The organism is Kribbella sp. NPDC050820 (genome assembly GCF_040653975.1).
Classification (GTDB): Bacteria; Actinomycetota; Actinomycetes; order Propionibacteriales; family Kribbellaceae; genus Kribbella.
The window spans coordinates 1-7,016 of sequence record NZ_JBFAHB010000148.1; the positions used below are offsets into that span (position 1 = coordinate 1).

The 7,016-nt window shown below is 66.3% G+C and carries 7 protein-coding genes; 3 read left to right on the forward strand and 4 right to left on the reverse strand.

Annotated features, from left to right (window positions below; all coding sequences use genetic code 11):
• Positions 1 to 181: 181 nt before the first annotated feature.
• Positions 182 to 547, reverse strand: a complete 366-nt coding sequence (locus tag AB0H36_RS47675; RefSeq protein ID WP_360538913.1) for a hypothetical protein — start codon at positions 545 to 547, stop codon at positions 182 to 184.
• Between the two features lie 206 nt (positions 548 to 753).
• On the opposite strand from AB0H36_RS47675, the gene AB0H36_RS47680 reads away from it, so the two are divergent.
• Positions 754 to 1,671 (forward strand): hypothetical protein, encoded by a 918-nt coding sequence (locus AB0H36_RS47680; protein ID WP_360538916.1) that lies wholly within the window; start codon positions 754 to 756, stop codon positions 1,669 to 1,671.
• 216 nt (positions 1,672 to 1,887) lie between these two features.
• On the opposite strand, the gene AB0H36_RS47685 is transcribed toward AB0H36_RS47680, so the two are convergent.
• Both AB0H36_RS47685 and AB0H36_RS47690 read right to left on the reverse strand, forming a co-directional pair.
• The gene (locus AB0H36_RS47685; protein ID WP_360538919.1) at positions 1,888 to 2,343 is read right to left on the reverse strand and encodes a hypothetical protein; all 456 of its coding nucleotides are present in this window, start codon (positions 2,341 to 2,343) and stop codon (positions 1,888 to 1,890) included.
• A 529-nt stretch (positions 2,344 to 2,872) separates the two neighbouring features.
• On the reverse strand, positions 2,873 to 4,297 hold the full coding sequence (locus AB0H36_RS47690) for an IS1380 family transposase (RefSeq protein ID WP_360538922.1): 1,425 nt from the start codon (positions 4,295 to 4,297) through the stop codon (positions 2,873 to 2,875).
• 258 nt (positions 4,298 to 4,555) lie between these two features.
• On the opposite strand from AB0H36_RS47690, the gene AB0H36_RS47695 reads away from it, so the two are divergent.
• Positions 4,556 to 5,401: an SAM-dependent methyltransferase gene (locus tag AB0H36_RS47695; protein ID WP_360538924.1), complete on the forward strand. Its 846-nt coding sequence runs from the start codon at positions 4,556 to 4,558 to the stop codon at positions 5,399 to 5,401.
• A 39-nt stretch (positions 5,402 to 5,440) separates the two neighbouring features.
• On the opposite strand, the gene AB0H36_RS47700 is transcribed toward AB0H36_RS47695, so the two are convergent.
• On the reverse strand, positions 5,441 to 5,782 hold the full coding sequence (locus AB0H36_RS47700; protein WP_360538927.1) for a hypothetical protein: 342 nt from the start codon (positions 5,780 to 5,782) through the stop codon (positions 5,441 to 5,443).
• A gap of 768 nt (positions 5,783 to 6,550) precedes the next feature.
• On the opposite strand from AB0H36_RS47700, the gene AB0H36_RS47705 reads away from it, so the two are divergent.
• On the forward strand, positions 6,551 to 6,925 hold the full coding sequence (locus AB0H36_RS47705; RefSeq protein ID WP_360538930.1) for a nuclear transport factor 2 family protein: 375 nt from the start codon (positions 6,551 to 6,553) through the stop codon (positions 6,923 to 6,925).
• Positions 6,926 to 7,016: the final 91 nt, after the last annotated feature.

Consider the following 7,016-nt stretch of genomic DNA (forward strand, 5'->3'; position numbering starts at 1 on the left):
GCCAGCCTTCACACGCACCCGCCCCGACAGCATCCGCGCTACAGCCCACACAGCGACCAACCCCAGAACCCGCCCTAATTCAGCGCCCTCCTAGGCGCATCCCCGGCGGCGCGGGGTCGACAGCAAATGCGCGCTCATCGGCAGATCAATACGCGCTGTCAGCGGCAGATGAGGACGTTCCTCAGTCGTCCTCGAACGTGATCGAGCCACCCCAGCCAGGGCGGCCCAAGCGGACAGCCACGTAGTCGGAGATCGCTTGGGCGGTCTGCAGCGCCAATGGATCGTTGAGCCGGTCGGCCACGAAGGCAAGATCGTCAAGCAGCGCTTCGCAGCGCGGGCGGTTCAACTGCTCTGCTTCCAGGCCGCCGAGCATGGGCAGAGTGTGAAGGTCATAGCCCGCAGCGACGCGCGTCAGGCGATTGAATAGCCGGCCGGACAACCACAGCGAGTCCGGCTCGTTCGGACTCGACTCGAAGATACCGACGGTGTCGTCGTCATCCTCGTACGTGGCCGCGTCCAGGCGGTCGGCATATCGGTCGGGGGGCACAGCAGCATCTTGACATGGCCAGGCTGCCAAGAGCCCTCAACCGGCATGTTGGTTCGCGCTGTCAGCGGCAGATGAGGACGCGTCGATCCGTCCGCGATTGACCGAGCGCATCGCGATCGGCGTGGAGTCGGCATGCAGGCATGGTGTCTTGTCTGTTGACGTCCGGGCCAGGCTGCGGGGAGAGTGCGGCGGTGGAGTTTGAGGTCTTGCGGCGGGCGCTGCCGCGCTCGTCCCGGTCTGGTTATGGCTCTGCCATGGTCCGTGTCCCGAACTCGTCAACGGTGATCTCGACGTTGCCTGGCGGCAAGCTGTACGTCTGCGAGCCGCTCACCCGCGACCTACAGGCAGGCATGCGCCTGGCTGGAGATTTGCGCGATGTCGTCTTCGACGACAACGAGACCGACGGAGCGACTCGGGCCTGGGCGCTGGCCACGTTCGGTCTGTGCCGGATCGACGTCGGGTCGTTGACGAGGATCGGCGAGAACATTCGGCGGGGCATCGGGAAGTACCAGGGGCGCATGGTCGCGCTGTCGGACGGTGTGCTTGGCATCTCGGCCTATCACGGCCGGTCCATGGTTCTCGTTTCGCGGTGCGACGGCACGGTGATCAAGAGGCTCCGGATGGGTGCACCTGAGCTGGTCTACCCGTTAGGCGATGGCCGGCACCGCTGCTGGTCTCTCTACCACGCGGTCGCGACCGACCTGGACCTGCGGTCACAACGCTGCGTCGCACGGCACCGGCTGCCTTACGGGAAAGGGCCGGTCTTGGTCGGGGATCGCGTCGTGGCGCTGTGTGGTGAGCGCGAGGACACGCCCTTTCCGAATGTGTGGAACATCGACGCTACGCACGTGATCGCCTTCGATGCGGACACGCTCACGCCCGTGTGGCGTGCCGAGGCGCCCGAGCAAAGCATCGAGGTCTTGGGGCGAGATGCCTCCGGCCGGATTGTGATCGCGGCACGGCGCACCGTCTCTGTGTTGAGCCCGGTGACCCTCGAGGTCGAGGGCACATACGACCATCACGCCGAGCTCGGCGGCGCACTACTGATCCCCGAGGACAACCTCGTCGTGGTCCGAGACCGGGTGCATCTCGCCGACAGCTACAGCGTCGTTCGGTGGCAGTGAACGAGTGGTCCTGCGCTAGTCAGACGGACCGGCGAGTTCGGTGAAGGAACTTCGGTTGTGTCGGCTGGTCAGCCAATATGGCTCAGTTCTGCGCCCGGCAGCCAGACTCAGCGATGATCCGGATGGGCGGCTGACGCGCCCACCGAATCGGTGCTGACCAACGCACTCATTTCGGCATGAGCGGATCGCGGCTAGATGAGTGCGTGTGCGAAGCAGCTACATCGCAATGTCGTAGTGAGCCGCGAACCATCGGCGAAGCCGGTTCGGGTCAGTGACGTAGGCCTGGCCCGGCCAGTGCGCCCACTCGATGCGGTTTGGGAAGTCGAGTCGGACAACCGCGAGCAACTTGCCATCGTCGTCAAAGAACTCGGCGGCAACGTCGCCAGTGCACATGCACAGAATGTCGGTGACCTCAGTGACAGAAAGCGCCTCGACCAGATCCCCGACAGCTCCGGGTTCGTCAATGAGCGGGCCGTCTTCGCCGCGCACAACGGATACGTACTTCGCTGTCGTGTCGTCGAGGACGTCAGCGTGCCGATCCGTGGCGAAGATCAGGAATCCGCCGCGCGACAGTTGCACAGATCGCGCATTGGACAGCGCGTCGCGAAGGGCAGACGGATCCCACGAGGGTGCGCCCGAGAACCGGTAGACAGGCTGCTTGCGACCTCGCATGGCGTCCAGTGTCGTTCCGCTGCCCGCGCGGATCAACTGAGATCCGCGGACCGAGCCCGCTCGTAGGTCGCCGTTAAGCCGTCCGCAATTCGGCTGCTTGCATTGGTGTCGCCCAGGGGCGCGATGCTTCCGGCCGGTCGCGAATCAGCTGGCGATGGGACCGTGCTCCGATTATGCCGGCTCCGCTACCGCGGCTACTAGGCCAACCAAATGGGGGTTCGCGATCTACCTGGCCATCAAGGGCGGCTACCAAGACTCCATCCTGCCCAGCGGCTACCCCAGCACCACCGAACAAGCGCTCGGCTGTGCCTGCGGGTCTGTACTTGGACCACCCCACAACCTGACAAGCCCGAATCCGGCGAACCTGCGGCGCAGACTACTAAGCCTCGATCCACCGATCGGCTTGGCGTGAGGCGGTGATTCCGGATTGGCTTGGTGCTGGGCTATGTGGGCGTGGTGGGGTGTCCCGCCTCGCTGCGGGGGTGTTCCACTGGGGTTTGTCTGGGCGGGCCGTGGTTCGGCGTGGTGGTCAGGGCGTGGCGGTGGTGGGTGGTCCGCAGACTTGGCTGAACAGCGCGGTCCAGTGGTGTTGCCAGGGCCAGCCGAGTGGTAGGTGGAGGGTGATGCGGCGGGCCGACGATGTGATCCGGGCAGCGATGTTGATGAGTTTGCGGCGGATGGTGCCGGTGGTGGACTTGGCGAGTTCGGTGCCGGTGAGTGTGGCGGCGGCGCGGGTGAGATTGAACGCCATCACCGCGAGCACCAGCCAGGCGGCGTTCGCGGCGAACACCCCGGACGGCAGGTGCGCCAGCGCTGAGTCCTTCAGGTCGGCGTTGACTTGTTCGATGATCGCGTGCCCGCGGTGAATCTTGTCGACGGTGATGGTGTCCATCGCCTCGGTGCCGACGGTGGTGAAGAAGGCGTGGAACCGCCACACGTCGAACAGCGCGTCCTGCTGCCCGGCCGTCTTGTTCTTGCCGGTGTTGAGGTCCGGGATCCGGCGGACCACAAGCCGGCCCGGCACCCGCTCTTTCTTGGCCCGGGAGGCGAACGCGGTGAACGGGATCTCGGCGACCTCGGCGCGGGAGACCCATTGGCCGGTGGGTTCGTCGTAGATCGCGTCGGTGTACTCGATCGGCGTCCAGGCGTCGTCTGCGATGGTGGCGATCGTGGCCTTGATCCGCTTGTCGAGGCGGACGGTGACCGAGACCTCGGCGCCGGCGCGGACCGCGGCCAGCACCAGGCCGCGTCCGTAGAACGCCGAGTCGGCCCGCACCAGCAGCCCGCCGGGTGATACTCCACGCAGCCCGCGCGCGGTCTTCAACGCGTCGGTGACCAGGCGTTTGGCGCCGCGCGGCGAGCCGCACGATCCCTTCCGCAGCCGCTGCGCCACGATCACCGGCGCGGTGCCGGCAGTGGTGACCGTGGCCAGCAGCGCGTTCAGGCCACGCACCCCGGAGTACCCGAACCCCGCGCCCTGCTTGGCATAGCCGTGCACCTCGACGATCGTGTCATCGACATCGACCAGCACGAACTCACCATCACCGGCCGCGCCGGCCTGGCCGACCAGCGGTGTCCGGTCGGCCAGCCCGGTCAGGAACCGCGACGCGACCGCGTCGAGCCGGCGGACGTGGCCGAAGGTGAAACTGCGCAGGAACGATCCCAGCGTCGACGGCGCGTAGGCGCGGCCGAACACCCGGCCCATTCCGCCGTGCCGAAGCTGCGCCATATCGTCGATGGAGTCCGCGCCAGCCACCATCCCCGCGACCAGCGAGGCGACCTTCAGTCCCGCATTCGCGCCCTTGTCCGTCGGCACACTCAACCACTCATCGGCAAGCTCCCGCAGCCTTGCCGACTCCGCCAACGCCATCCCCGGAACCAGACCAGCCGACGACACCAGATTCGGATCATCGAACGTCGCGCGAACGGCCCGCGGCCTGTGAGACAGTTGCACTCGACGGATGCCCTTCGTGCTCGGCGATCTGGAACCCTAGACAAGTCCCAATCTCCCAGCCCGCAAGGGCATCCTCGCGTTACGGCACGCACACCCCACCCAACTCACCTCAAACCATCGGTGGATCCAGGCTAAGTCGAGAAATATCCGGGCTGGTCGGTTCAGCCCCTGGCTGGGGGGTACGATGCGTCGGCGTACCGCCGCAGGGGCTCGACCAGCCCGGCGATCAGGGCAGCACTGATGGAGGGATGTCGTCTCGTGTCAGCGGAGGAGCAGGGCAGTGGCCCGACGGGATCGGGCTCCGAGCGGGAGTGGGCTCCGCCCGGGATCGATGTCAGTGTGCCGCATTCGGCGCGGATGTATGACTGGTGGCTGGGCGGCAAGGACAACTTCGCGTCGGACCGTCAGCTGGGTGAGATGTTCATTCAGGCGATCCCAACGATACGGCTGATGGCGCAGGAGAATCGCGCGTTCATGCACCGGGCGACGCAGTATCTGGTCGCCGAGGCCGGCATCGACCAGTTCCTCGATATCGGCACCGGGATTCCGACCCAGCCGAATCTGCACGAGACCGCTCAGCACCTGAACCGTGCGGCGCGAGTGGTGTACGTCGACAACGACCCAATCGTGCTGGCGCACGCGCGCGCGTTGATGGTCAGCGACCCGCAGGGCCGGACGGCCTATATCGACGCCGACCTCAGCAAGCCCGACCAGATTCTGGCCGATCCGGCCGTGGTCACCACCCTCGATTTGACCCGGCCGGTGGGACTGATGCTCGTCGCTGTGCTCATGCTCCTGAGCGACGAGGAGGACCCCTGGGCCCGGGCTCAGACTTTGATGGACGCGCTGCCCTCGGGCAGCTACGTCGCGATCACCCATCCCGGTCAAGACTTCGACCCGAAAGCGATGGCGGATATCGCGGCCGCGGCTCGAGGCGGCAACCTGACCGTCGTACCCCGGGTCCGCGACGACGTCGCACGGTTCTTCGCCGACTGGGAGTTCGTCGAGCCCGGCCTCGTTCCGGTAATGGCTTGGCGGCCTGGAATCGAACCGGTCGACCCGGCTGCCGCCTACTACTGGGCCGGCGTCGCCCGCAAGCCGTAGGCGGTCTGTGCAAGCCTGGGCAGAGTCTGCGGGGCCGGCTCAGCGCGGCGGACAGGCTGGCGTTCGCGTGAGCGTGGCGCCGGCCCGAGCGAAGGTGTCGACGTTCTTGGGCGCAGCCCGGCATCGGGCCACCCACATGGCTTGGGCGTGCGCGGCGCCCATGTCGTCGGCCTTGTGAGCCGCCATCATGGCCAAGTGGGGCGGCCAGGGCATGACCGGCCTTCGCCGTGGCGGCCAGCGCCTCAGGGCGTTCACGGCAGGCCTTGCCCTGCGCGTCCGGCGCCCCGGTGCATCCGTCACCGGCTTGGTGGTAGTCACACAGGCGATGTCGAGCAATTCCGCGTGACCGTAGGCGACGACCACGAAGATCCGTTCCTGCACGACCCGACGCTATGCCCCCCGCCGCCATCGCGACCCGCCGTCGCGCCGTCCCGGCCACGAATACCCTGCAGTTCCACCTGCCCAGGGACCTCGACATCTACCGGGTGCGCGGAATGCAGGCTCATCGGCTGCTCCGTGCTTCACGGACAGCGGCTGCCGGATGTTCTGGACCCGCGGCTGGTGGAGACTCACGGCGTGGACACGTGGCAGGTCAGGCGGCCCTTCTGGTGGGGGCTTGTGCTCCTCATGGACCGGGATACCCTCAGACGTGCCGAGCCTGACCCATTCTGTGGTCTCTCAGTCCGCGGAAGGGTTGGCGGTGAAGGTCCTTCATGCGCAGGACGTTGATCTAGACGGACATGAGGCTGGTGACGTCATTCCGCCGGCACAGGTTCAGATCGACGTCCGGATCGGTGAGCCCCCGCCCGCCGAGGCGCTTTTTCAGCGGGGCGATCGACGTCCCGTCGGGATCTCACCGTGGGAGACGCCGAGCAGGAAGACGCCCTGGAGATAGGTCCTGGCCGCTGGGCCGTGCATATTTTGATTGCGCACCTGCCGGGTTCGCCGAGACTGTCCGCGTATGGCTACAGGCCATGTAGTCGCCCACGCACTGACATCGGCATGAGCGGATCGCGGTATGTGCGGGCGCATTGCGCGGCAATGAACTACGCAACGGGCCTGGCGGGGACCGTCGACATCGCCCTGCCGATCGAATACCCCGTGGGGGAGGAGCGCTCACTGCCCGCAAAAGGCCTATAGTCGGCGTCGATGAGCCATCCAAACGAGGATCTCCTTCGGGCTGCGTATGGCATGCGCAACCAGGGCGAGGTGTCCGGTACACGGGACCTATTCCGCGACGATGTCGTGTGGCACACGCTCAGCGGTGACGTGCATGGTGTGGATCAGGTGCTCGCCATGCTCGCTGGATCGGACGAGATGGCAGCTGGGTCTATCTCACGCGAAGTCCATGCCCTCTTCGCGAACGACGAGTACGGGATGGTGCTGGTCACCGTTCGGGCCGAAAGACAGGATCGACGCTTCGAGGACCGTCAGGTCCACGTGTATCGGTTCGGGGACGGCAAGATCGCCGAGTTCTGGCTATTCCCGGGTGACCGGCGGGCGAATGAGGAGTTCTGGTCCTAGTGTCGCGGTAACGAAATAGCTTTACCTCGTGGGATCATGGGTTATGGCGTTGACTGTGCCCGTGGATGTTCCGGCCGAGGATCGCAGGGTG

Coding starts and splice junctions, on each gene's coding strand:
- AB0H36_RS47685 (WP_360538919.1), bottom strand. CDS start 2,343: ATGCGAGGTCGCAAGCAGCCTGTCTACCGGTTCTCGGGCGCACCCTCG.
- AB0H36_RS47705 (WP_360538930.1), top strand. CDS start 6,551: ATGAGCCATCCAAACGAGGATCTCCTTCGGGCTGCGTATGGCATGCGC.